At 38.7% G+C, this 24,451-nt stretch carries 23 protein-coding genes and 1 riboswitch; all 23 genes read left to right on the top strand.

The features are described from left to right. The first annotated feature begins 35 nt into the window (after positions 1–35). A riboswitch (adenosylcobalamin (AdoCbl) riboswitch) is annotated at positions 36–185 on the top strand. A gap of 292 nt (positions 186–477) precedes the next feature. The 23 genes from AB3I34_RS02850 to AB3I34_RS02740 all read left to right on the top strand — a co-directional run bounded on the left by AB3I34_RS02850 (position 478) and on the right by AB3I34_RS02740 (position 24,444). Further along, entirely contained in the window at positions 478–1,608 is a 1,131-nt protein-coding gene (locus AB3I34_RS02850) for a 1-propanol dehydrogenase PduQ (protein ID WP_002369360.1), read from the top strand. 159 nt (positions 1,609–1,767) lie between these two features. Next, positions 1,768–2,115, top strand: coding sequence for an ethanolamine utilization microcompartment protein EutS (eutS, locus tag AB3I34_RS02845; protein WP_002345864.1), 348 nt, complete (start codon positions 1,768–1,770; stop codon positions 2,113–2,115). A gap of 27 nt (positions 2,116–2,142) precedes the next feature. Next, positions 2,143–2,715 carry an ANTAR domain-containing response regulator gene (locus tag AB3I34_RS02840; protein ID WP_002357503.1) on the top strand — a complete coding sequence of 191 codons (573 nt, stop codon included), beginning with the start codon at positions 2,143–2,145 and terminating at the stop codon, positions 2,713–2,715. Next, positions 2,716–4,149: a sensor histidine kinase gene (locus tag AB3I34_RS02835; RefSeq protein ID WP_002357504.1), complete on the top strand. Its 1,434-nt coding sequence runs from the start codon at positions 2,716–2,718 to the stop codon at positions 4,147–4,149. It begins immediately after the preceding gene. A 66-nt stretch (positions 4,150–4,215) separates the two neighbouring features. After that, positions 4,216–5,664, top strand: a complete 1,449-nt coding sequence (gene eutA / locus AB3I34_RS02830) for an ethanolamine ammonia-lyase reactivating factor EutA (protein WP_085444250.1) — start codon at positions 4,216–4,218, stop codon at positions 5,662–5,664. Between the two features lie 17 nt (positions 5,665–5,681). Beyond that, positions 5,682–7,046 carry an ethanolamine ammonia-lyase subunit EutB gene (locus tag AB3I34_RS02825; RefSeq protein WP_002357506.1) on the top strand — a complete coding sequence of 455 codons (1,365 nt, stop codon included), beginning with the start codon at positions 5,682–5,684 and terminating at the stop codon, positions 7,044–7,046. A 17-nt stretch (positions 7,047–7,063) separates the two neighbouring features. Continuing rightward, positions 7,064–7,975, top strand: coding sequence for an ethanolamine ammonia-lyase subunit EutC (gene eutC, locus AB3I34_RS02820; protein WP_002363986.1), 912 nt, complete (start codon positions 7,064–7,066; stop codon positions 7,973–7,975). A gap of 13 nt (positions 7,976–7,988) precedes the next feature. Continuing rightward, the gene (eutL, locus tag AB3I34_RS02815) at positions 7,989–8,642 is read left to right on the top strand and encodes an ethanolamine utilization microcompartment protein EutL (RefSeq protein WP_002357509.1); all 654 of its coding nucleotides are present in this window, start codon (positions 7,989–7,991) and stop codon (positions 8,640–8,642) included. 13 nt (positions 8,643–8,655) lie between these two features. Continuing rightward, positions 8,656–9,174 carry a BMC domain-containing protein gene (locus tag AB3I34_RS02810; RefSeq protein WP_002357510.1) on the top strand — a complete coding sequence of 173 codons (519 nt, stop codon included), beginning with the start codon at positions 8,656–8,658 and terminating at the stop codon, positions 9,172–9,174. Next, positions 9,165–10,643 (top strand): acetaldehyde dehydrogenase (acetylating), encoded by a 1,479-nt coding sequence (locus AB3I34_RS02805; protein WP_085444251.1) that lies wholly within the window; start codon positions 9,165–9,167, stop codon positions 10,641–10,643. Before AB3I34_RS02810 ends, AB3I34_RS02805 begins: the two co-directional genes overlap by 10 nt. 123 nt (positions 10,644–10,766) lie before the next feature. Next, positions 10,767–11,057, top strand: coding sequence for a BMC domain-containing protein (locus tag AB3I34_RS02800; protein WP_002357513.1), 291 nt, complete (start codon positions 10,767–10,769; stop codon positions 11,055–11,057). Positions 11,058–11,124: 67 nt separating this feature from the next. Next, complete coding sequence (locus tag AB3I34_RS02795; RefSeq protein ID WP_002374804.1) at positions 11,125–11,694, top strand: hypothetical protein; 570 nt, start codon at positions 11,125–11,127, stop codon at positions 11,692–11,694. A gap of 3 nt (positions 11,695–11,697) precedes the next feature. Then, positions 11,698–12,333: an ethanolamine utilization phosphate acetyltransferase EutD gene (gene eutD, locus AB3I34_RS02790; protein ID WP_085444252.1), complete on the top strand. Its 636-nt coding sequence runs from the start codon at positions 11,698–11,700 to the stop codon at positions 12,331–12,333. A gap of 14 nt (positions 12,334–12,347) precedes the next feature. After that, positions 12,348–12,947 carry a TIGR02536 family ethanolamine utilization protein gene (locus tag AB3I34_RS02785; protein WP_085444253.1) on the top strand — a complete coding sequence of 200 codons (600 nt, stop codon included), beginning with the start codon at positions 12,348–12,350 and terminating at the stop codon, positions 12,945–12,947. A gap of 12 nt (positions 12,948–12,959) precedes the next feature. After that, positions 12,960–13,223, top strand: coding sequence for a EutN/CcmL family microcompartment protein (locus AB3I34_RS02780; protein ID WP_002357519.1), 264 nt, complete (start codon positions 12,960–12,962; stop codon positions 13,221–13,223). A gap of 12 nt (positions 13,224–13,235) precedes the next feature. Then, entirely contained in the window at positions 13,236–14,336 is a 1,101-nt protein-coding gene (eutH, locus tag AB3I34_RS02775; RefSeq protein ID WP_085444254.1) for an ethanolamine utilization protein EutH, read from the top strand. A gap of 12 nt (positions 14,337–14,348) precedes the next feature. Next, positions 14,349–14,792: an ethanolamine utilization protein EutQ gene (locus tag AB3I34_RS02770; protein WP_002357522.1), complete on the top strand. Its 444-nt coding sequence runs from the start codon at positions 14,349–14,351 to the stop codon at positions 14,790–14,792. Positions 14,793–14,879: 87 nt separating this feature from the next. Next, entirely contained in the window at positions 14,880–15,308 is a 429-nt protein-coding gene (locus AB3I34_RS02765; protein ID WP_002363980.1) for a CoA-binding protein, read from the top strand. A 204-nt stretch (positions 15,309–15,512) separates the two neighbouring features. Beyond that, positions 15,513–17,570, top strand: a complete 2,058-nt coding sequence (parE, locus tag AB3I34_RS02760) for a DNA topoisomerase IV subunit B (RefSeq protein ID WP_085444255.1) — start codon at positions 15,513–15,515, stop codon at positions 17,568–17,570. A gap of 12 nt (positions 17,571–17,582) precedes the next feature. Then, positions 17,583–20,045 (top strand): DNA topoisomerase IV subunit A, encoded by a 2,463-nt coding sequence (gene parC, locus AB3I34_RS02755; protein ID WP_002357527.1) that lies wholly within the window; start codon positions 17,583–17,585, stop codon positions 20,043–20,045. Between the two features lie 289 nt (positions 20,046–20,334). Then, positions 20,335–22,581, top strand: a complete 2,247-nt coding sequence (gene pflB, locus AB3I34_RS02750) for a formate C-acetyltransferase (protein WP_002357529.1) — start codon at positions 20,335–20,337, stop codon at positions 22,579–22,581. A 76-nt stretch (positions 22,582–22,657) separates the two neighbouring features. Further along, a complete protein-coding gene (pflA, locus tag AB3I34_RS02745) occupies positions 22,658–23,422 on the top strand; it encodes a pyruvate formate-lyase-activating protein (RefSeq protein WP_002357530.1) in 765 nt (254 codons plus the stop codon). 95 nt (positions 23,423–23,517) lie between these two features. After that, positions 23,518–24,444: a manganese-dependent inorganic pyrophosphatase gene (locus AB3I34_RS02740; protein ID WP_002360265.1), complete on the top strand. Its 927-nt coding sequence runs from the start codon at positions 23,518–23,520 to the stop codon at positions 24,442–24,444. Positions 24,445–24,451: the final 7 nt, after the last annotated feature.

Below are 24,451 nucleotides of genomic sequence, written 5' to 3'. Positions count from 1 at the left end.
TTTCTAAAAAACTTATGGTAAATTTCAGATAGATTAAACGAATATTTTATGAAAAATATGAATGGAAGCCAGTGAGAATCTGGCACGGTCCCGCCACTGTGAAGAAGCAAGGTTGCTTTTAAGTCAGGTCTTTTCATTTTTTCATTATTGGGCATGCTGTTTCGAGGCAAAACAGGATGTTTCTTAACAACGCTTGTGTTGAAAATCCAGCCCAAGATATTTGTATTAATCCAATTAATGGCACGAGGAAGTGCTTTTGGGAATTTTGGGCTGGTCTTTCAATGTTGAAGGAGATTTCAGGTACAATGACGTACTGCTATATTCCCTTTTTTTATTGACAATTAATTAAAGGCGTTGTACTCTATGGATAAGGTTTCGTGTACAATGGCGTATACATAAGGAAGCAAAGACGCTTCAGACAGATGATTTTTCGTTTGTTTGAAGTGTCTTTTTGTATTTTATTAAGGAGGAATTGAGATGAGAACAATTCATTTCCCTACCGAACTATGGGTAGGAGAAGGCGCATTAGCCAATTTGGAAACACTTCATGATAGACGTGTTTTCATTGTCACAGATCCATTCATGGTTGATTCTGGATTTGTGAATGAAGTGACAAAGCATTTAACAAAAAGTGAATGGCAAATTTTTAGTGACATCATCCCCGATCCACCAATTGATAAGATTGCTGCGGGAATTAAGCAGTTAGCGGCATTTCAAGGAGATACGATATTAGCTTTAGGTGGGGGATCCGCTATTGATGCGGCCAAAGCAATGAAATTTTTTGGCAAACGTACTTTGCAAACTCAGATTGCTGAGTTTATTGCGGTTCCTACAACTAGTGGGACTGGTTCAGAAGTTACGAATTTTTCAGTGATTACGGTTGCAGAAACTGGCACCAAAATCCCGCTTGTAACGGATGAAATTCAACCAGAAATTGCGATTTTAGATACAAATTTAGTGATGAGTGTGCCACCAAAAATCACAGCGGATACAGGAATGGACGTCTTAACGCATGTTATTGAAGCGTATGTTTCAACAGAAGCAAATCCGATTTCAGATGCGTTGTGCGAAAAAGTCGTTCGCTTAGTATTCGACAATTTAGAAATAGCCTTTAATGAGGGTAGCAACCAACAAGCCCGTGAAAATATGCATTTAGCTTCATGTATGGCAGGGATGGCGTTTAATGTTACTTCGTTAGGCTTGAATCACGGTATTGCTCATGCGGCCGGTGCGCGTTTACATGTGCCACATGGACGAATGAATGCAATGCTCTTACCTGAAGTCATTGCATATAACAGTGGCTTAGCGAATGGCAAAGTCACCAACGAACCAACAGCTAAACGTTATGCGCAGTTAGCAAATTGTCTAAATGATACACAGACAACCAATGCACGGATTGGTGTTCAACAATTTATTCGACAAATCAAGCAACTCCGTCAAAAATTAAACATGCCTGCCACTTTTAGTGACTATGGTTTACCAAAAGAAGAAGTCCAAGCTGCGATCCCAAAAATAGCTGAAGGCGCATTGATGGATGGTTGCACCAAAACAAATCCTGTCCAACCAACAGCAGCAGAAGTGACAAAAATTTTAAATTCTATCTTATAAGCGATTGACAGGATGAAATCGATAACATATAATGTGGGTAGCACAACGGCGTGCTTCAAAATTTAAGAGCAAAGAAGCTCCTTAGTAGAAAGCGAAAGTGGAACCTTTACGTTTTTTATTGAGGATTTTTTATTTGCTAAATTAAAGGAGCGAGTCTGGTTGGAAGAAAAACAACGAATGATTCAAGAATATGTTCCTGGGAAACAAGTAACGTTAGCGCACATCATTGCTAGTCCTAATAAAGAAATTTATACAAAATTAGGGTTGCCAGAAGGCACCAGCAATGCACTAGGTATTTTGACAATCACTCCGAGCGAAGCGGCAATTATCGCTGTTGATATTGCGACTAAAAGCGGAGATATCCAAATCGGTTTTATTGATCGTTTTTCTGGATCGGTAGTCATTTCTGGTGACGTAAGCTCAGTGGAAGCAGCCTTACAAGCGGTGATTGAAGGTTTACAACAGATTTTAAACTTTTCTGTAACTTGTAAAATTACCAGAACATAGCGTTGAAAGGACAAGGGCGTGAAGAAAATGGATGGACGAATTGTAATAGTCGATGATGAACCTATTACGAGACTCGATATTCGTGATATTGTGATAGAAGCAGGGTACGAAGTAGTCGGTGAAGCAGCTGATGGTTTTGAAGCAATTGAAGTATGTAAAAAAACACAACCTGACCTAGTATTAATGGACATTCAAATGCCAATTTTAGATGGTCTAAAAGCAGGTAAAAAAATTGTTCAAGACCAACTAGCCAGTAGTATTGTCTTTTTATCTGCATACAGTGACGTACAAAATACGGACAAGGCTAAAAAATTAGGCGCACTGGGTTATTTAGTTAAACCTCTAGATGAAAAATCATTAATACCTACAATTGAAATGAGCATTGAACGAGGCAAACAAACGCAGCTGTTACTAAATCAAATCGATAAATTAAGTTTAAAATTAGAAGAACGTAAAATTATCGAAAAAGCCAAAGGTATTCTTGTAAAAGAAAATCATATATCGGAAGAAGAAGCCTACCAAATGTTGCGTACGTTAAGTATGAACAAACGCGCACGTATGAGTGAAATTGCAGAATTGATTGTAATGGATGATGAATAAATGAAACGATTAGAGCAATTATGTCACCAATATACCAATCTTTCAGAATCAGACATTAAAGAATTACAACGTACAGCACGTTATCTTTCTTCGACGACACTCTATCAAAGTGCAGATGTTTTTATTGATGTGTATAAGGAAATGTCACAGCAAGCACTAGTCGTTTATCATAAGCCGCCTGCGAAGACAACTTCTTTATATAGCGGAGATGTCGTCGGGATGGAAGCTTTATTAAAAAATGAACCTGGTGTTCTGCGTACCATGCAAACTAGCTTAAATAGCATTGGTTTGTTAGCAGTGACTCAGGAAAATCGTTTGATTAAGCAAAATATCTATCCCATTCGCAATGAACATCGAACGATTGGTGTCATTATTGTCGAGATTGCGGCAGATGAAGAGATTCAAGCGGACTTACAAAAAGAGGAGCTAAATAACTGCCAGTTAGCAAAAGTAGCGAAATCAACTAGTCAAGTCGACGCATTATTTATTGATCAATTGGCAGAAGCCGTTTTGATTTTTGATGCGGCGGGTCACTTATTAATTACCAATCACAATGCACAAGAGCTTTATCGCAAACTTGGTTATCGGGATAATATCATTGGAATGAGTTATGACAATTTGTCCATCGATTATACAACTTTTGAATATGTGTTGTATCAAATGAAATATAAAATGAGTAATCAACCAATTGAAAGCAAAACGACCTACCTTAATTATTATTTTAAGGTTCGGAAAGTGTGGTTGGCATCAGAGGAACAACTGATTATGATTATTCAAGACAATACAGAATTTAAAGAAAAAGAAGCGGAAATTATTTCCAAATCTGTTGCGATTCGTGAAATTCATCATCGTGTTAAAAATAACTTGCAATCGGTGGTTTCCTTATTGCGTATTCAAGAACGGCGAACGCAAAGCCCCGAAGCAAAGAAAGTCCTTCATGAAAGTGTCAATCGAATTATGGCGATTGCAGCCACCCATGAATTGCTGTCAAAACAAGTCAAAGATGACGTTGCTTTACGGCAAACATTGGAAGCAGTGATGTATAATTTTAGACATCTTTTTCAAGGCGCACAACCCATTGAGATGATGATGGATGTTGATCCAGCCATTATGGTTTCTAGCGAACAAATGGTTACCATTTCCCTTGTTGTCAACGAACTATTACAAAACATTTTTGATCATGCATTTGAGCCACAAACAAGTGGCGTTGTTAAACTTAGTGGAACATTAGATAATAAGATGATTACCATTACTGTTACAGATAATGGTAAAGGCTATGACGTTCATCAAAGTAACGAGACCAGTTTAGGTTTGATGATTGTCAAAAGCTACGTAAAAGATAAATTAAAAGGAAAAATTACAATTGAATCCAATAAACAGGGAACTAAAACCTGTTTCTATTTCGAACAGAACACCAGTGATGTTGTTCATTGATTAAGCAAAGGCGCTTAAAGAAAAGTAGAAAGAAATTTTCTAACGATTCTTTAAGTGCCTTTTTGTATGCAAAAGGAGGCGAGTCAGGCGATGTCGAAGGAAACACTTTTAACCGTAGGGATTGATTTAGGGACGTCTACAACCCAATTAGTCTTGTCAGAATTAACTGTTGAAAATTTTGCCTCTGCGTTTACAGTACCACGTATCAGCATTTCTGATAAAAAAGTCATTTACCGAAGTGACATTATCTTTACACCCTTACTTAACCAATCAGAAATTGATGCAGAACCTATCAAAGCGTTTGTAGCGGAGCAATATCGCCAAGCAGGCATTCATAAACAAGATATTCAAATGGGTGCGGTAATTATCACAGGTGAAACTGCTCGAAAAAGCAATGCCAACAATGTGCTACGAGCACTTAGTGGCTATGCAGGTGATTTTGTCGTTGCTACGGCTGGTCCTGATTTAGAAAGTATCATTGCTGGGAAAGGCGCTGGTGCTCAAACTTATTCTGAAACGAAACGCAAACCAGTGGTTAATTTAGACATTGGTGGGGGAACGACAAATTTAGCTGTCTTTAAAGATGGTGAAGTGATTGATACGGCTTGTTTTGACATTGGCGGACGCTTAATTAAATTAGATCAACAACAAAAAATCACCTATATAGCTCCGAAGATTCAAGAAATTATAAATAAAAAAGAGCTAACCTTGCACCTTGGTGACCAAGCCACCGAACAAAACTTACTGCCAATTATTTCGGAATTAGTTGCCGTGTTAGAAAATAGCATTGGCTTGGGGACACAAAGTCCGTTCTACCAGTTATTAGTAACTAACCATCCACTACGAAAAGGTGAGGAATTACCAATTGTAACATTTTCTGGTGGTGTGGCTGATTGCTTAAATACGACAAGTACGAATCTCTTTAAATATGGGGACATCGGCTTACTTTTAGGAAAATATCTGAGAAAGTCACTGATTTTTTCGGAAAAAGAAGTCTTAGAAAGCGCAGAAACAATCCGAGCGACGGTCGTCGGAGCAGGTTCACATACTGCTGAAATTAGCGGAAGCACGATTGCTTACCGTGAGCAAATTTTGCCGGTAAAAAATATCCCAATTCTAAAATTAGCGCAAGAGGATGAAACCCTTACTGTGACAGAATTAGGCCAGCGAATCCAAGAAAAACTCAATTGGCATCGTATTGAAGAAACACCCCAGATTGCCCTAGCAATTAGAGGCATGAGCAATCCAACATTTGCTGATATTCAACGCTATGGTCAAGGGATTGTGGAAGGATTAGCTAGTTTAGTTGCTGAACAAATTCCCATTATTGTTATGGTGGATGAAGACATGGCGAAAGCTTTAGGGCATGCCTTAAGTGCCCATCTGCCAAAAGACTATCCGTTTATCTGTCTTGATTCGGTCAAAGTAGAAAACGGTGATTATGTAGATATCGGTTTACCAGTGGCAGAAGGAGCCGTCCTTCCAGTCATTGTTAAGACCTTAGTATTTAATTAAAAAGGAGCGACACAAAGATGATTTTAAAAACCAAACTATTTGGCAAAGTCTATCAATTTACATCCGTTAAAGAAGTCTTAGCCAAAGCCAATGAAGAAAAGTCTGGCGACAAGTTAGCTGGCGTAGCTGCTAATTCAGCCGAAGAACGCGTGGCGGCGAAAGTCGTTTTATCAGAATTGTCCTTAAATGACTTGTTTAACAATCCCGTCGTTGATTATGACGAAGACGAAGTGACACGCATTATTATTGACCAAGTCAATATGCGAATTTTTGAAAGTATTAAACATTGGACAGTCGCAGAATTACGCGAATTTATCTTATCTTCGGAAACAACCGATTTTGATATCAAACGAATTTCCCGTGGACTCACTTCAGAAATGATTGCTGCTGTCTGTAAATTAATGTCCAACATGGATCTAATTGTTGGCGCAAAAAAAATCAATATTGAAAAAACCGCCAACACAACAATTGGTCGTCCCGGAACTTTTTCAAATCGTTTACAGCCGAACCATCCAACCGATAATGTCGATGGCATTATGGCTTCAGTTATGGAAGGTCTTTCTTATGGCGCCGGTGATGCGTTAATTGGTTTGAATCCTGTTGATGATTCTACAGAAAGTGTTAAACGGATCTTAAACAAATTTGAAGAGTTCCGCAGTGAATGGGAAATTCCAACACAAACTTGCGTGCTTGCTCACGTAACGACACAAATGGAAGCCATGCGTCAAGGCGCGCCAACTGGCTTAGTCTTTCAATCCATCGCTGGTTCAGAAAAAGGGAACACAGCATTTGGTTTAAATGCAGAAATTTTAGCTGAAGCACAAGATTTAGCGCTTCACAGTGGTCAAGCAGCTGGTCCTAATGTGATGTATTTTGAAACAGGTCAAGGCTCAGAACTTTCTTCTGAAGCAAACTTTGGCGCAGACCAAGTGACAATGGAAGCGCGTTGTTATGGCTTAGCCAAAAAATTTGATCCGTATATTGTAAATACCGTTGTCGGCTTTATTGGACCAGAATATCTTTACGATTCAAAACAAGTCATCCGCGCTGGTTTAGAAGATCATTTCATGGGCAAATTAACTGGAATTTCAATGGGCTGTGATGTCTGCTACACCAACCATATGAAAGCTGATCAAAATGATATGGAAAACTTAGCAATGTTATTAGCAACAGCTGGTTGTACGTATATCATGGGGATTCCTCATGGCGATGATGTCATGTTAAATTATCAAACAACTGGGTTCCATGAAACTGCGACGATTCGTGAAACATTAGGCTTACGTCCAATTAAAGAATTTGAAGAATGGATGGAAAAAATGGGCTTAATGGAAAACGGAAAATTAACAAGTCGCGCTGGCGATGCATCTGTATTTATTAAATAAACGAGGTGAGAATACAAATGAACGAAAAAGAATTAAAAGAAATGATTGCCGGAATTTTAACAGAAATGGTCGCTGACAATCAAGCGGTTTCGACTGCCACTGTGACTGCTGAAGAAAAACCAGTCACAACACACGTCACTGAAACGACAGAAATTGAAGAAGGCCTAATTCCTGACATTACTGAAGTAGATTTACGTAAACAATTACTATTGAAAAATGCCGTAGATCCTGAAGCACTATTAAAAATGAAAGCTTTCTCGCCAGCTCGTTTAGGCGTTGGTCGTGCAGGGACGCGTTATATGACTAGTTCAACATTACGTTTCCGAGCGGACCATGCGGCAGCACAAGATGCGGTCTTTTCAGACGTAAGCGAAGACTTGGTAAAAGAAATGAATTTTATTTCTACAAAAACAATCTGTAACAGTAAAGATGAATATTTAACACGTCCAGATTATGGTCGTCAATTTGATGAAGAAAATAGTGAAATCATTCGGAAAAATACGACACCAAAAGCTAAAATCCAAATGGTCGTAGGGGATGGCCTTAGTTCAGCTGCTATCGAAGCGAATATTAAAGAAGTCCTACCAGCAATTAAACAAGGATTAAACATGTACAACTTAGATTTCGACAATGTAGTTTTTGTTAAATATTGTCGTGTGCCAGCAATGGATAAAATTGGTGAAATCACTGACGCTGATGTTGTTTGCTTGCTAGTTGGCGAACGTCCTGGTTTAGTAACAGCTGAATCTATGAGTGCCTACATTGCTTACAAACCAACTGTCGGTATGCCAGAAGCACGGCGGACAGTTATTTCAAATATTCACAAAGGTGGGACACCGGCTGTTGAAGCAGGGGCCTACATTGCCGAAATTATCAAAAAAATGTTAGACAAGAAAAAATCTGGTATTGATTTAAAAGAAGCTGAATAAAGGAGGATTTCTCATGAAAAATGATCGTCTAGGCGCAAATGTCCTAAGTATGAAAGTCATTCCCAATGTCGATCCGGCATTAGCAAAAGAATTATCATTGAAACCAGAACATCGCTCATTAGGAATTGTTACTTCCGATTGTGATGATGTCACTTATGTTGCATTAGATGAAGCAACCAAAGCCGCCGATGTTACTGTAGTTTACGGTAAAAGTATGTATGCTGGCGCAGCAAATGCTTCAACCAAATTAGCCGGTGAAGTGATTGGCATTATTGCTGGTCCGAGTCCTGCCGAAGTCAATAGTGGCTTGAGTGTCATTACGCAAGTCATTGAAGAAGAAGCCAGCTTCTATAGTGCTAACGAAGATGACAGTATTGTTTATTTTGCACATGTAGTATCAAGAACGGGTAGCTTTTTATCTGAACAAGCGAATATTCCTGAAGGTGAAGCGATTGCTTATCTGATTGCACCACCGCTAGAAGCAATGGTTGGCTTAGATGCAGCAATGAAAGCTGCCGATGTTCAAATGGGTGTCTTTTATGGCCCACCTTCTGAAACGAACTTTGGCGGCGCCTTATTGACAGGTAGTCAATCTGCATGTAAAGCTGCTTGCAGTGCGTTTGAACAAGTCATTCAAAATATCGCTGACAATCCGTTGAGTTATTAAGGATGTGACCTGAATGAAAGCATTAGGAATGGTCGAAGTCAAAGGATTTTTAGGTGCCATTAGTGTGGCCGATGCGGCATTGAAAGCCGCCGACGTTACTTTGTTAAAAGCTGAAATTATTAATGGCGGTTTAACAACTGTGGAACTGATTGGTGACGTTGCCGCGGTTCAAGCTGCCGTTGAAGTAGGCACGGAAGTAGCTAAAGAATTAAATTGTTTAATTGCTCATCATGTGATCTCACGGGTTGATGCTCAAACGGAAGTAATTTTATCAGATCCAGAACCCAAGTCAGCACCTGAACCGATGGAACAAGTAGAAGTAATTGAAGAAGAGATTGAAACACCAGATTTGGAAGAACACACTGGCACACGCCAAAAATTAGAAACACAACGCGTGGTTGATTTACGCAAACAAGCCTACAAAATGAACCTAAGTAGTTTAAAGAAAAGTGAGATTAAATTTGCCAATAAAGAAGCTTTAATTCAAGCAATCATGGCTGAAATAGAAAGAAGTGAAGACGAGTGGAATTAGTAGATAAAGACTTACGTTCCATCCAAGAAACAAGAAATTTAATCAGAAAAGCCAAAGAGGCACAGCAAGTATTAGCAACATTTTCGCAAAAACAAATCGATGCGATTGTCCAAGCAGTTTCAGAGGCTACGTTTAACCAACGAGAAAAGTTAGCGAAAATGGCCAATGAAGAAACAGGATTTGGTATTTATGAAGATAAAATCATCAAAAATGCTTTCGCTTCAAAAGTAGTATATGACGAAATGAAGGACAAAGCTACAGTTGGTGTGATCCATGATGACGCTGCCCAAAAAGTCACTGAAATTGCTGTCCCAGTTGGTGTAATTGCAGGATTAATTCCTTCTACCAACCCGACATCAACAGTCATTTACAAAGCATTAATTTCATTAAAAGCGGCCAACAGCATTGTTTTTTCACCACATCCCAATGCGTTGAAATCGATTATTGAAACAGTGGAAATTATCCAAAAAGCGGCTATTGCTGCAGGGGCACCAGAAGGTTGTGTCTCGGTCATCAAAACGCCAACTATGCAAGCGACCAGCGAATTAATGAAAAATAAAGAAACAAATTTAATTTTAGCTACTGGTGGAAACGCAATGGTTAAAGCAGCGTACTCTTCTGGAACACCAGCAATCGGTGTTGGGCCTGGTAATGGACCAGCCTACATCGAACGAAGCGCAAATGTTCCTCATGCAGTGAAACAAATAATGGATTCAAAAACTTTCGATAACGGTACAATTTGTGCATCGGAACAATCAATTATTGTTGAAACTGTCAACCGTGAAGCGGTCAAAGAAGAGTTAATTAAGCAGGGAGCGTATTTCTTAAGTCCAGCCGAAGCCGACAAATTAGCTAAATTTATTTTACGACCAAACGGTACAATGAACCCGCAAATCGTGGGTCGTTCCGTTCAACATATTGCTTCATTAGTTGGTTTATCTATTCCAAAAGATCGCCGCTTAATTGTTGCCGAGGAAACACATGTAGGCTTGAAATATCCATTTTCAAGAGAAAAATTGGCACCGATTATTGCTTTCTATACAGTTGAAAACTGGGAAGCAGCTTGCGCGTTATCAATTGAAATTTTGAAAGGTGAAGGTGCGGGTCATACAATGGGCATTCACACAGAAAACAAAGAAGTCATTCGTGAATTTGGCTTAAGAAAACCCGTCTCTCGTTTGCTTGTTAACACCTCTGGTACACTTGGCGGAATTGGTGCTTCAACTAACTTAGTGCCAGCATTAACACTTGGTTGTGGCGCAGTTGGTGGCAGCTCAACTTCTGATAATATTGGGGTTGAAAATCTGTTCAATTTACGTCGTGTTGCTTATGGCGTGCGTGATTTAGAAGAGATTCGTCAAGAATTTGGTCAAACATCAACCACATCTGTGGCTACTTCTTGCGAAACAACCAATCAAGAAGAACTAGTAAATGCCGTGGTAGCCCAAGTTTTAGCTCGCTTAAACTAACAAGAAACGAGCGAGTAAGAGTAAAACAAATGAATTATTGGATTTAGGGTTTGGGACCTAAGTCAAATTGATAATTGTCCCAAATTTTTAAAAATAAAACATACATCTTAGGAGGAAATTATAATGTCAAGTACAAATGCTTTAGGAATGATCGAAACTCGTGGTTTAGTAGGTGCTGTTGAAGCAGCCGATGCAATGGTGAAAGCGGCAAACGTTACTTTAATTGGAAAAGAACAAGTCGGTGGCGGTTTAGTTACAGTAATGGTTCGCGGTGACGTTGGTGCTGTAAAAGCAGCAACAGATGCTGGTGCTGCTGCAGCAGAACGTGTTGGCGAATTATTATCTGTCCATGTAATTCCACGTCCACATACAGAAGTAGACGCTATTTTACCACACGCAACAACTGAATTATAATTTTGATTTTTTGGGGCAGAGGTAGGTTCATTACTTCTGTCCTAAACTTTCATTGAGGAGGGGTGTTATGACAGTTATTACAGAAGATATGCTTCGCATCAAAAGGCTTAAAAAAGAACTAGAAGATGGCACGGATTTTGTGTTTCCTGTAGGCAGTTTTCTGACGCCAGCCGCCAAAAGCTATCTACGCGAGCATCGGATTAATAGCAGCTTCTCTTCAACAAACCCATTGCTTTCTGAGGTTCATTCAGTGAAGGCCTCCTCACAAAAACAAAAACAAGAACATTTATCGAAAGAAACAATTTATGAGATTCGGCACTTAAGCCATCTATTGTATTTGCCTTTCTTAACGAATGAAGCGTTATCAACAGAAGGTTGGTTATATTTCGAACAACAACAACTGTGGTTAGAGAAATTTATTTTAGAACAGTCGCTTGTAATGGAACCAGTCATTTTGGAATCAAAGGTAACTATTCTAACTAACCAACAGAGACAATGGCGCTATTCCTCAAAAGAAATTCAATTACAACTAGATAAAATTATTCTCCAGTTAAAAGGAGAATCACAACTGTTCGGCCTTTTTCAATCTTGGGCTACAGAATTAATTAGCACCATGGCTGAAATATCACGAAACTAGGAGATGAACAAATTGGATTCAATGAATGAAATTGTTGAAGAAGTTGTTAAACGAATTCAGCAACAACAACAAAATACTTTTGAAGTTGAAGCTTCTGGCCGACATGTTCATTTGTCTCGTCAAGAGATTGATGCATTATTTGGACCAGGATATCAACTAACAAAAGTGAAAGATTTATCACAACCCGAACAGTTCGTTTGTAAAGAACGAATTACGGTTGCTGGACCTAAAGGACTTTTTCAAAATGTGGTTATTTTAGGCCCTGAACGTAGCGAATCACAAGTTGAAGTCTCTATGACGGATACACGTATTTTAGGAATTAACGCCCCAGTTAGAGAGAGTGGCAAGACAGAAGGGACACCAGGTGTCACGCTGATGAACGGATCAGCAGTTGTGACATTAAGTCACGGCTTAATTGTTGCCAAACGTCATATTCACATGACACCCGAAGACGCCTTGAAAAATAAAGTAAGCAATAGCCAAATTGTGCAAGTCAAAGTGGAAGGCACACGTCCGTTAATCTTTGATGATGTAGTTGTGCGAATCAGTCCGCGATTTGCAACGTACATGCACATTGACTATGATGAAGCCAACGCTTGCGGCTTAACCAAAGGAGCTCGTGGCTATATTCTTAAGTAAAAGGAGGCAGGACAATGAACGTTTCTGAAATGGAAAATTTGATTCAACAGATTACTGATCGAATTTGCCAACAATTGCTGTCGTCGTCTTATTCAGTGGCTTTAGCAGAAGCAAAAGAAGCATTTCCTGAAGAAATGTTTATTCGTTTTCCTGATGTAAATTGGGTAACCAAGGAGCAGAAGCTAGCACGAGGCTTGGTTGTAAAGAGGCTAACGATTTCCCAAGTAAATGCGATTGCGCATTTACAGGAAACGGATGAATTAGTCAAAAACATCTTAGCATTCTTATTTGAAGGTAAGCCGGTATTGGTTTTAACCCCAATACCTTCAGTGACTAAAAATTCACGATTGAAGTATCGTTTGAAACAAACGATTCAGGAAAACGTGGACATGTGCCAACAGTTTGGGATGATTTTTTATCATGATTCAGAAAATTACGCTGTGTTTCAGGCGGCCTGTCAAAAACAACTTCGTTCTTTAGCTGAGACCAAACGAACCTACATTACTGAAAAACAATTGATAAGAATGACAGAATCAGGTGTTTCTTTAAGTAAAAACGCCTATTTAACCCCGTTAGCGAAAGATTATGCTAGGAAACATCAATTGCTGACGTAAGGAGGAAAAACGATGCTTTTAGGAAAAGTGACTGGTAGCCTTTGGTCAACAAGAAAAGATGAAAAATTAAATGGCTGGAAATTTATGATGGTTGATATTTTGAATCAAGAGGACGAAAAGCAAGGATTTCTAATTGCTGCTGACAACGCTGGAGCTGGTGTCGGGGACAAAGTGTTAATTAGTCAAGGCAATGCTGCCCGTATTTCGGCAGAAGATCCGAATGTCCCAATTGATGCAATGATTGTTGGTGTCATTGATTCTACAGAGGAAGAATAGGGAGGACGAGACATGAGCATTAATGAAATTATTATGTATATTATGGTTCTTTTCATGATTATTGGAGGAATCGATAAATGTATTGGCAACAAACTAGGTTTAGGGGAGCAATTTGAGGAAGGGATTATGGCTATGGGTTCTCTAGCGCTTTCTATGGTAGGGATTATCACTTTAGCGCCTGTCTTAGCCAATCTTTTAAGTCCGATTGTCGTTCCTGTCTATGAATTACTAGGGGCTGATCCAGCAATGTTTGCCACAACCTTATTGGCTAATGATATGGGCGGCTTTGCGTTAGCACAACAATTAGCCAATGATCCACAAGCTGGTTTATTTGCGGGGGCAATCTTAGGTGCAATGATGGGACCAACGTTAGTCTTTACAATTCCAGTAGCGCTTGGCATTATCCAAAAAGACGACCAGCAATTCTTAGCAACGGGTGTTTTGAGCGGGATTATTACAATTCCTTTTGGTTTATTAGCAGGTGGTTTAACAGCTGGCATGCCATTGTCATTGATTATTCCTAACTTAATTCCAATTATTATTGTTGCTGCTTTAATTATTTTAGGTTTATGGTTAGCGCCAAATGGCATGATTAAAGGCTTCCAAATTTTTGGTCAAGGCGTAGTGATTGTCGCTATCTTTGGTTTAGTTGTGGGGTCGATTCAACTATTATTAGGAATTACAGTGATTCCTGGTATTGCACCAGTTACTGAAGGAATTGAAGTCGTTGGCGGGATTGCTTTAACTTTAGCTGGCGCTTTCTGTTTAGTCGCTGTGATTACGAAAGTCTTTAATAAACCATTGATGAAACTAGGAAAAGTTTTAGGAATGAATGAAGTAGCGGCTGCAGGAATGGTTGCTACATTAGCTAACAATATTCCCATGTTCCAAATGTTAAAAGACATGGATAATCGAGGAAAAATTATTAATATCGCTTTTGCTGTTTCGGCTTCTTTCGTTTTAGGTGACCATCTTGGTTTTACTGCAGGCGTAGCAAAAGAAATGATTTTTCCAATGATTGTTGGCAAATTAGTTGGAGGGATTACCGCCATTTTTGTGGCTATCTTTATGGCAAATCGAATGCTAGGGAAACCCGAAACAGAAGTGAAATAATGAGGTGTAAATATGACAGAATTAAATCGTGAAATGATTGAAACGCTTGTTCGACAAATTGTCACAGAAAAATTAATGCCGACTAAACAAGTGGATCCAAGTGGGATTATGTCCATCAAATTACCCGAAATCGACGTAACAGAAGACGACCGCTTAGATACAGGCAACCCAGCGGACATTGTTTACACAAAAGATCTGTTTTCTTTAGAAGAAAGCCCGCGCCTTGGTTGCGGTTTAATGGTGATGAAAGATACCACCTTCGACTGGACACTAGAATACGATGAAATTGATTATATTATTTCAGGACAATTAGATATACTGATTGACGGACGTAAAATTTCTGCAACAGCCGGCGAAATTATTTTAATCCCGAAAAGTAGCAAAATTCAATTTTCAGTGACGGGTGATGCCCGCTTTGTCTACGTGACTTATCCAGCAGATTGGCAAAGCCAATAATTATTTTGTCGGTATTCAGAGAATAATTTTGCCAAAACCCTTTACTCAGCGTTATAATAAATAAGAACGAAAAAAGGGGTTGAGTGAATGACATTTGAGAATCCAAGTCAAAATCAAATTTTTGATATTTTAAAACAAGCAAAAAATATTGCGGTGGTTGGTTTGAGTAACAAGCCCGACCGCACAAGTTACAAAATTGCGGAAATTTTACAGCAACATGGCTATCGTGTATTGCCTGTCAATCCAGTTTTAAAAGGTGAAACGGTGCTTGGCGAAACGGTTTATGGGACATTAACAGAGATTCCTGAAAAGATTGATATTGTTGACGTCTTTCGGCGGAGTGAATTTTTGCCAGAAGTGGCCGCAGAAACATTGAAAACAGAAGCGCCTGTCTTTTGGGCCCAACTAGGTTTGGAAAATGAAGAGGCAGCGAACTTGTTATTAAATGAAGGTCGTCAAGTTATTATGAACCGTTGTATTAAAATTGAATTGGCAAAAATGGCAGATGCTGAATAAACACGTGTAATTTTATAAAGAAAGAGCGTCCTGAACGGAAAGCTCTTTTTTTTTTGACCCAGATAGAGTATTATTGTAATGATGGTTTTAGAAGGAGCGAACGGAAAACGTAAGAAACCGGCTCACTCTTCTTCTAATTCTTTAAGAAATAGTTAATGTACGCTTATTAACTAAACGAGAATCTAAGTATAAGGAGTTTTTTCTTTGGCTAAAAAAATTAACAATGAGTACAATGATGCCTCTATCCAAGTCCTAGAAGGATTGGAAGCAGTGAGGAAAAGACCTGGTATGTATATCGGTTCAACCGATAGCCGTGGACTCCATCACTTAGTCTATGAAATTGTCGATAACGCAGTCGATGAAGCGTTATCTGGCTACGGGAATGAAATCAACGTAACTATCCAAAAAGATAATAGTATTTGTGTTGCAGACTCTGGCCGCGGAATGCCAACAGGGATGCATGCTTCTGGTATCCCAACAGTAGAAGTAATTTTTACTGTCTTACATGCGGGTGGTAAGTTTGGCCAAGGTGGCTATAAAACTTCAGGCGGACTCCATGGGGTGGGTGCCAGTGTTGTTAATGCCTTATCTAAGTGGTTAGAAGTTCATATTATTCGTGATGGCGTAGAATACATGGAACGATTTGAGGATGGCGGTAAACCAGTTGGTACCTTAAAAAAAATCGGCAAAACAAAAAAACGCAACGGTACCTCCGTTACTTTTTTACCTGACGACACCATTTTCTCTACGACAAATTTTTCTTACGAAATTTTAGCAGAACGTTTGAGAGAATCAGCTTTCTTATTAAAAGGCGTCAAAATTACTTTAACAGATGAACGTGGGGAAGAACCCAAAGAAGAGGTCTTCCACTACGAAGAAGGCATTAAAGAATTTGTTGCCTATCTAAATGAAGAAAAAGATACATTAACACCCGTTGTTTATTTTTCAGGAGCCAAAGAAGGTATTGAAGTTGAATTAGCTTACCAATACAACGATGGCTATTCTGAAAATGTTTTATCTTTCGTTAACAATGTCCGCACAAAAGATGGCGGTACCCACGAAGTCGGTATGAAAACGTCAATGACAAAGGCGTACAATGAATATGCACGGAAAGTGGGACTATTAAAAGAAAAAGATAAAAATTTAGAAGGTAGCGACTTCCGTGAAGGCTTAGCAGCCGTCCTTTCTATTCGAGTACCAGAAAACTTACTACAGTTCGAGGGCCAAACCAAAGGGAAATTAGGTACACCTTTAGCAAGAACCGTTGTCGACAACGTCGTAGGCGAACAAATGGGCTTCTATTTACAAGAAAACAGTGAAATGAGTCAATCATTAATTCGGAAAGCGATTAAAGCCCGTGAAGCCCGTGAAGCGGCTCGCAAAGCCCGTGAAGAAAGCCGGAACGGTAAAAAACGGAAAAAAGGCGAATCGTTACTTTCTGGAAAATTAACCCCGGCTCAATCCAGAAATCCTAAGAAAAATGAATTATATCTTGTCGAAGGAGACTCGGCCGGTGGTTCAGCAAAACAAGGACGCGATCGGAAGTTTCAAGCCATTTTACCGCTACGAGGAAAAGTCATTAATACGGAAAAAGCGAAAATGCAAGACATCTTGAAAAATGAAGAAATCAATACTATGATCTATACGATTGGCGCAGGCGTTGGTCCTGAATTTTCAATTGAAGATTGTAATTATGATAAAATCATCATCATGACCGATGCGGATACCGATGGTGCCCATATTCAAGTGTTGCTATTAACGTTCTTCTATCGTTATATGAAACCATTAATTGAAGCCGGCAAAGTCTACATTGCCTTACCACCTCTTTATAAAGTCTCTAAAGGAACTGGAAAAAAATCAGTCATTGAGTATGCTTGGACCGATGGTGAATTGGCAGAAGTGATTGATAAAGTTGGTAAAGGCTATATGCTCCAACGCTATAAAGGTTTGGGTGAAATGAATGCAGAACAACTTTGGGAAACAACGATGGATCCTGAAACTAGAACCTTAATTCGTGTTCGGATTGATGATGCAGCTCAAGCAGAACGCCGTGTGACCACATTAATGGGCGACAAAGTCGAACCTCGTCGAAAATGGATTGAACAACATGTTCAATTTACATTGGAAGAAGATGGCAGTATTTTAGATCGTTCAGAAGAAGACACTTCTGCACCAACAGGAGAACGCCTTTTAGATGCGGAAAAAACAAAAGAAGCAGAACAAACCGATGACACTGAAATCAGTTTGTTTGACATAGAGTAGGGAGTGACAATTTTGGAAAAACGCCAAGAAGTTCAAGAATTAACCCTTGAAGAAGTAATGGGCGATCGTTTTGGAAGATATTCCAAATACATCATTCAAGAACGGGCCCTACCAGATATTCGAGATGGGCTAAAACCAGTACAACGCCGCATTCTCTTTTCAATGAATAAAGACGGCAATACCTTTGATAAAGGCTTTCGTAAATCAGCAAAATCTGTCGGAAACATTATGGGGAATTATCATCCCCATGGCGACAGTAGTATTTATGAAGCGATGGTGCGTCTAAGTCAAGACTGGAAATTACGGGAAGTACTAATTGAAATGCACGGAAACAACGGAAGTATGGATGGCGACCCACCAGCGGCGATGCGTTATACAGAAGCTCGTTTATCACAGTTAAGTGGTGAGTTGTTAAAAGATATCGACAAAAATACCGTCGATTTCGTCTGGAATTTTGACGATACAGAAAAAGAACCCACTGTTTTACCAGCCAAATATCCTAATTTATTGGTAAACGGCTCAACGGGGATTTCAGCAGGCTATGCAACAGAAATTCCTACGCATAATTTAGCGGAAATCATTGATGGAACTGTGTATTTAATTGATCATCCTAATGCAAGTTTAGAGAAATTAATGGAATACATTCCAGGACCAGATTTCCCAACAGGTGGGATCCTACAAGGAAAAGCAGAAATTAAAAAAGCCTACGAAACCGGCCGTGGTAAAGTGATTTTACGTGCAAAGACAAAGATTGAGCCCTTAAAAGGCGGCAAACAACAAATTGTCATTTCTGAAATTCCTTATGAAGTCAACAAAGCAACGCTAGTGAAGAAGATGGATGAAATCCGTTTAAATAAAAAAGTAGACGGCATTGCCGAAGTTCGTGACGAAAGTGACAGAACTGGCTTGCAAATTGTTGTTGAACTAAAAAAAGATGTCAATGCAGAAGGTATTTTAAATTATCTATTTAAAAACACTGAATTGCAAATCAATTACAACTTTAACATGGTAGCCATCGACAACATGACCCCGCAACAAGTGGGACTAAAACGGATTTTAGAAAGTTACATTACGCACCGCAAATCAGTTATCATTAACCGTTGTCAATTTGAGTTGGACAAAGCTCGCAAACGTGAGCACATTGTTGCTGGTTTAATTAAAGCATTGTCTATCTTAGATAAAGTGATTGCAACAATTCGTGGCAGTAAAGATAAAAAAGATGCGAAGAAGAACTTAGTATCCGACTACGCGTTTACTGAAGAACAAGCAGAAGCAATCGTTACTTTACAGCTATACCGTTTAACCAATACGGATATTACTGATTTACAAGAAGAAGCGAAAACTTTAGAACAACAAATTGCTGAGTTATTGAACATTTTAAACAATGAAAAAGAACTATTCTCAGTCATGAAAAAAGAACTTCGCGAAGTTAAAAAGCAATATGGAAATCCGCGCTTAACTCAAATTGAAGAGGAAATCCAAGAAATCAAGATTGAAACAGCCGTGTTAGTTGCGCAGGAAGACGTGGTCGTAACCGTGACGCACGAAGGCTATATCAAGCGGAGTAGTATTCGTTCTTATACAGCATCAAAACCAGAAGAAATCGGCATGAAAGAAGGCGACTTTTTACTATATGCTGGCGAAGTCAATACATTAGATCATCTTTTACTAGTAACAAATAAAGGGAATATGATTTATCGCCCCGTCCATGAGTTGCCAGATTTACGCTGGAAAGAAATTGGCGAACATATTTCTCAAACCATTTTAAATCTTGCTATCGATGAATCGATTATTGCTGTATATCCTTATAAAGAGTTAAGTCCGACAAAAACCTTTGTTTTCATTACAAAAGCTGGCATGATTAAACAAACCAAAATGGCTGATTTTGAGCCTTGGCGCACTTATAAGAGCCGCCCGACATCTTGTATGAAATTAAAATCAGACCAAGATGAAATTACCAATGTTTATTTAACAAATGATCAAGACTTATTGGATGTTTTCCTCGTTAGCAATCGCGGTTTTGGCTTACGTTATCCATTATATGAAGTACCAGTCGTGGGTAGTAAAGCGGCTGGAGTTAAATCAATGAATCTCAAAGAAGACGATTATGTCGTTAATGGTTTACTGGTTCATTCTGAAGGGGATACACCGATTGTCATCGTTACCCAACGTGGCGGTGTTAAACGCATGTTAGCCCAAGAATTAACACAATTAGGAAGAGCAAAACGTGGATTAATGGTCTTACGGGAATTGAAGAAAAATCCACATCGTGTTGTCTTTATGTCTGAAAGTACCGATTTAGATTTATTAGTTACTACACAAAAAGGCACACAAGAAGTTATTCAGTCGAAAAACTATCCAATCAGTGAACGAACATCCAACGGTTCCTTTGTCATCGATGAACAAAAAGATGGCCAAGTAATGGAAGTCCACGAGATGCATTCTGCAGTGATTGAAGAAGAACAAACAAACTAAACTGTGTTATAAATATCTCCACAGCAGCCATCTGTATTAATACAGATGGCTGCTGTTTTTAATACAGAAGTACATTTTTCACAAGTGATAACAACTATAAATCGTTCTTATTTTCACAAGTATAAATGTTTATATATCAGCATTTAGAATCTTTGCTCCCCATTTATTTATTAAGAAAGTGCAATAAATAATAAAAAAACGCTTGCATCTAAAAGGTTATGTGTTATACTAATCACATAAAGCTGTTACATACAATAAAGTAGCAGTTAACTAAGGAGGCAAACACTTCATGAAACAATGGGAAGGCTTTAAAGGCGACAAATGGAGAACAAGCGTTGACACTCGTGATTTTATTCAAAACAACTACACAGAGTACAAAGGCGACGACAGTTTCTTAGAACCAATCGCTCCAAGCACTGACAAATTATGGACAAAACTACAAGAATTATTTGAAATCCAACATGAAAAAAATGGCGTTTATGACATGGATAGCGATATCCCAGCAACTATTACGTCACATGAACCTGGTTACTTAATCAAAGAAGAAGAAAAAATTGTCGGTTTACAAACAGATGTACCATTAAAACAAGCATTTATGCCATTCGGTGGTATTAAAATGGCGAACAATGCCTTAGTTTCAAATGGTTATGAAACTGACGAAGAAATGACAAAAATCTTCACAGAATACAGAAAAACACATAACCAAGGTGTTTTTGATGCCTACACAGCTGAAATGCGTTTAGCACGTAAAAACAAAATCATTACTGGTCTTCCAGATGCTTATGGCCGTGGCCGTATTATCGGTGACTATCGTCGTATCGCATTATACGGTATCGACTACTTAATGGAACAAAAGAAAAAAGATCATGATAACACTGGTAACAAAGAAATGACAGACGATGTTATTCGCTTACGTGAAGAAATTTCTGAACAATACCGTGCGTTAAATGACTTAAAACAAATGGCTGCTTCTTATGGTTTCGATATTTCTCGTCCTGCTGCAAATGCGCAAGAAGCAATCCAATGGTTATACTTTGGTTACCTAGGTGCCATTAAATCTCAAAATGGTGCGGCAATGTCAATTGGTCGTATCTCAGCATTCTTAGACATCTATATCCAACGTGACTTAGAAGCTGGTTTAATCACTGAATTTGAAGCACAAGAAATGATTGACCATTTAATCATGAAATTACGTATGGTTAAATTTGCACGGACACCAGAATACAACCAATTATTCTCTGGTTATCCAATTTGGGCAACATTATCTATTGCTGGTATGGGTATTGACGGTCGTTCATTAGTTACCAAAAATGACTTCCGTATCTTACACACCTTAACAAACATGGGACCATCTCCAGAACCGAACTTAACTGTATTGTATTCTTCTCACTTACCAGAAGGCTTCAGAACATATGCAGCTAAAATCGCGAAAGAAAGCTCATCTATCCAATTTGAAAACGATGACTTATTACGTGAAAACTGGGGTTCTGACGACTGCGCAATCGCATGTTGTGTTTCTGCAACAGTTATGGGTAAAGATATGCAATTCTTCGGCGCTCGTGCGAACTTAGCGAAAGCTGTTCTTTATGCAATTAACGGCGGGGTCGACGAAAAAACTAAAATGCAAGTAGCACCAAAATATCGTCCAATGACTGGTGACAAATTAGATTACCATGAATTCATGGAACGCTATAAAGACATCTTAGACTGGTTAGCTGAATTGTACGTTAACACATTAAACATTATTCATTACATGCATGATAAATATGCATATGAAGCACCACAATTAGCTTTAATGGATACTGATTTACAACGGACATTCGCAACTGGTATTGCCGGAATCTCTCATGCGACTGATAGTATCATGGCAATTAAACACGGTGAAGTAGAAGTAATCCGTGACGAAGATGGTATGGCAATTGATTATGTACCAACAAAAGAATTCCCAACATACGGAAACGATAACGAAGAAGCCGATGCAATGGCTAACTGGATTTTAGATTACTTTATGACACAAATTAAACGTCAACACACATACCGTAACTCTAAACCAACGACTTCATTATTAACAATCACTTCAAACGTTGTTTATGGTAAAGCAACAGGGAACACGCCTGACGGACGTCGTGCCGGCAAACCTCTTGCACCAGGTGCGAACCCAAGTTATCAAGACGGTAAATTCTTAGGTGAGAAAAATGGCTTATTAGCTTCATTAAACTCAACAGCTCGTTTAGAATATACAATCGCTTTAGATGGTATTTCTAATACACAAACCATCAACCCTAATGGTTTAGGTAAAGACGACGACACAAGAATTAACAACTTACGTAACGTATTAGATGGCTACTTCGATAAAGGTGGTTACCACTTAAACGTAAACGTATTTACAAACGAATTATTATTAGATGCACAAGCACATCCAGAAAAATATCCAAACTTAACTATCCGTGTATCTGGATATGCCGTGAAATTCCGTGACTTAACTCCTGAACAACAAGCAGACGTTATTTCAAGAACTTCACACGACAGACTATAAAAAACATTTACATTATTTAACTGAAAGGGTGACATTTAACGTGTCATCCTTTTCGTTTGAAAGAAGAGGGATCATTATGACAACACCAGTTACAGGTAGAATTCATTCAACAGAAAATTTTGGTACCGTTGATGGTCCAGGTGTCCGTTTTATCGTATTTACACAAGGGTGTCGCATGAGATGTCAATTCTGTCATAATCCAGATACTTGGAAAATTGGTTCCGGTGGTCGTGTGGTGACGACTGACGAAGTATTAGAGGAAGCATTACGTTTTCGCTCTTATTGGGGCGAAAAGGGTGGTATCACTGTCAGTGGTGGTGAGCCGCTATTGCAAATGGACTTTTTAATCGATTTATTTAAAAAAGCCAAAGCACAAGGCATTCATACAACCTTAGATACGTGTGGCAAACCTTTTACTCGGGAAGAACCCTTCATTAGTCAATTTGATGAATTGATGAAGTACACAGATTTACTCTTATTCGACATCAAACATATTGATAACGAGCAGCATAAACTGTTAACAACGCAATCAAATGATAATATTTTGGAAATGGCTACCTATTTATCTGAAATTGACAAACCTGTTTGGATTCGCCACGTATTGGTGCCTCAACGTAGTGATTACGACGAATATTTAATCCGTCTGGATGCCTTCATAAAAACATTAAACAATGTAGATAAAGTTGAAGTGCTTCCTTATCATACGATGGGCAAGTACAAATGGGAAGAACTAGGTATTCCTTATCCATTAGAAGGAATTGAGCCTCCTAAAAATGATCGTGTTGAAAATGCGAAAAAACTACTACATGTCGAGGACTATCAAGGTTATCTAGCACGTTAACAAACGAAAAAATAGAAAAGAAGACAATTTTTTTGTTGTTTCTTTTCTATTTTTTGTTATCATTAAGAGTGAATCAAAACCAAGGAGTGTGTATTATGTCAAAAATTTTAGTTTTTGGACACCAAAATCCTGATACAGATGCTATCGGAGCAGCAATTAGTTTTGCTTACTTACAAAAAGAATTAGGAAAAGAGACAGAAGCTGTCGCTTTAGGAACACCAAGTGAAGAAACACAATATGCCTTAGATTACTTCAATATTGAAGCACCACGTGTTGTCACTGAAGCAGCTAGCGAAACAAACCAAGTCATGTTAGTGGATCATAACGAATTCCAACAAAGCATTTCAGATATCGCTGAAGTAAACATTTTAGCAGTAGTGGATCATCACCGGATTGCCAACTTCGAAACAGCAGATCCATTGTATTATCGTGCAGAACCAGTAGGGTGTACCAGTACAATCATCTATAAAATGTTTAAAGAAAATAACGTGACAATTCCAGCTCAAATTGCTGGTATGATGGTCTCAGCGATTATTTCTGATACATTATTATTTAAATCACCAACTTGCACACAAGAAGACATCGATGCAGCGCACGCCCTAGCTGATATTGCTGAAATTAATTTAGAAGGCTATGGTCTTGACTTATTAAAAGCAGGAACAAATTTAAGCGATAAATCAGCTGAAGTTCTTTTAGATTTAGATGCTAAGAGCTTCCCAATGAACGGCAAAACAGTTCGCGTTGCCCAAGTAAATACCGTCGACTTAGCAGAAGTTTTAGATCGTCAAGCTGAATTAGAAGCAGCTATGGCCGCAGAAAATGCAGCCAATAATTATGACTTGTTTGTCTTAATTATTACGAATATCTTAGACAGTGATTCTGAATTATTAGCGATTGGTGCGGAACAAGCCAAAATTGAAGCAGCGTTCAATGTAACACTAGTTAACAATCGTGCGTTCTTACCAGGCGTTGTTTCTCGTAAAAAACAAGTAGTACCACAATTAACAGAAGTCTTTAACTAAAACCGTA

The sequence above is a fragment of the Enterococcus sp. C102(2024) genome, from assembly GCF_040888205.1.
In the GTDB taxonomy this organism is placed as follows: Bacteria; Bacillota; Bacilli; order Lactobacillales; family Enterococcaceae; genus Enterococcus; species Enterococcus faecalis.
This window is presented reverse-complemented; position numbering and strand designations above follow the sequence as displayed.

Excerpts from the sequence above, each read along its gene's own strand:
- AB3I34_RS02850 (WP_002369360.1), top strand. The coding sequence starts at position 478 with ATGAGAACAATTCATTTCCCTACCGAACTATGGGTAGGAGAAGGCGCA.
- AB3I34_RS02840 (WP_002357503.1), top strand. The coding sequence starts at position 2,143 with ATGGATGGACGAATTGTAATAGTCGATGATGAACCTATTACGAGACTC.
- AB3I34_RS02835 (WP_002357504.1), top strand. The coding sequence starts at position 2,716 with ATGAAACGATTAGAGCAATTATGTCACCAATATACCAATCTTTCAGAA.
- eutA (WP_085444250.1), top strand. The coding sequence starts at position 4,216 with ATGCAAAAGGAGGCGAGTCAGGCGATGTCGAAGGAAACACTTTTAACC.
- AB3I34_RS02825 (WP_002357506.1), top strand. The coding sequence starts at position 5,682 with ATGATTTTAAAAACCAAACTATTTGGCAAAGTCTATCAATTTACATCC.
- eutC (WP_002363986.1), top strand. The coding sequence starts at position 7,064 with ATGAACGAAAAAGAATTAAAAGAAATGATTGCCGGAATTTTAACAGAA.
- eutL (WP_002357509.1), top strand. The coding sequence starts at position 7,989 with ATGAAAAATGATCGTCTAGGCGCAAATGTCCTAAGTATGAAAGTCATT.
- AB3I34_RS02810 (WP_002357510.1), top strand. The coding sequence starts at position 8,656 with ATGAAAGCATTAGGAATGGTCGAAGTCAAAGGATTTTTAGGTGCCATT.
- AB3I34_RS02800 (WP_002357513.1), top strand. The coding sequence starts at position 10,767 with ATGTCAAGTACAAATGCTTTAGGAATGATCGAAACTCGTGGTTTAGTA.
- AB3I34_RS02795 (WP_002374804.1), top strand. The coding sequence starts at position 11,125 with ATGACAGTTATTACAGAAGATATGCTTCGCATCAAAAGGCTTAAAAAA.
- eutD (WP_085444252.1), top strand. The coding sequence starts at position 11,698 with ATGAACAAATTGGATTCAATGAATGAAATTGTTGAAGAAGTTGTTAAA.
- AB3I34_RS02785 (WP_085444253.1), top strand. The coding sequence starts at position 12,348 with ATGAACGTTTCTGAAATGGAAAATTTGATTCAACAGATTACTGATCGA.
- AB3I34_RS02780 (WP_002357519.1), top strand. The coding sequence starts at position 12,960 with ATGCTTTTAGGAAAAGTGACTGGTAGCCTTTGGTCAACAAGAAAAGAT.
- eutH (WP_085444254.1), top strand. The coding sequence starts at position 13,236 with ATGAGCATTAATGAAATTATTATGTATATTATGGTTCTTTTCATGATT.
- AB3I34_RS02770 (WP_002357522.1), top strand. The coding sequence starts at position 14,349 with ATGACAGAATTAAATCGTGAAATGATTGAAACGCTTGTTCGACAAATT.
- AB3I34_RS02765 (WP_002363980.1), top strand. The coding sequence starts at position 14,880 with ATGACATTTGAGAATCCAAGTCAAAATCAAATTTTTGATATTTTAAAA.
- pflB (WP_002357529.1), top strand. The coding sequence starts at position 20,335 with ATGAAACAATGGGAAGGCTTTAAAGGCGACAAATGGAGAACAAGCGTT.
- pflA (WP_002357530.1), top strand. The coding sequence starts at position 22,658 with ATGACAACACCAGTTACAGGTAGAATTCATTCAACAGAAAATTTTGGT.
- AB3I34_RS02740 (WP_002360265.1), top strand. The coding sequence starts at position 23,518 with ATGTCAAAAATTTTAGTTTTTGGACACCAAAATCCTGATACAGATGCT.